This window comes from Micrococcus sp. EWR3.9.1 (genome assembly GCF_052615555.1).
Genome location: NZ_JBQXFD010000053.1, coordinates 1 through 442 on the forward strand (window position 1 = coordinate 1; position 442 = coordinate 442).

Sequence of the window (442 nt, forward strand, 5' to 3'; positions counted from 1 at the left end):
TGTTGTGGGTCATGAGGTTCTTGACACGAGGCACGGGCTGAGATGAGACGAGCGGGCTCCGCCCCGCAGGATGGGAATTGCGACATCCACTCATCCGCGGAAGGAAGCCCGCTCGTGACTCACGCTAACGCACCTCTGACCCCCACCGGCCGGCTGCGCATGGTCCACCGCCACCTGAACGACGGGATCCCGCAGTCCCACGTGGCCGCGGAGTTCCGCGTCAGTCGGCCCACGGTGGCCACCTGGGTCGCCCGCTACCGTGCCGAAGGCGAGGCAGGACTGCAAGACCGGTCGAGCCGGCCCCATCGCTCACCTGCCCGGCTCGACCCCGCGATCGTGGCCGAGCTGGAGGCCCTGCGCCGGGCCGAGAAGTGGTCCGCCCGGCGCATCCATCACCACCTCGCCTCCGAAGGCCACCAGGTGTGCCTGCGCACCGTGGGGA

The 442-nt window shown here is 69.9% G+C and carries 1 protein-coding gene; it reads left to right on the forward strand.

Translation table 11 applies throughout. The features are described from left to right. Positions 1–114: 114 nt before the first annotated feature. Positions 115–442 (forward strand): helix-turn-helix domain-containing protein (locus ACUJ8O_RS11535; protein WP_445373406.1); only part of this gene is annotated, 328 nt, incomplete at its 3' end.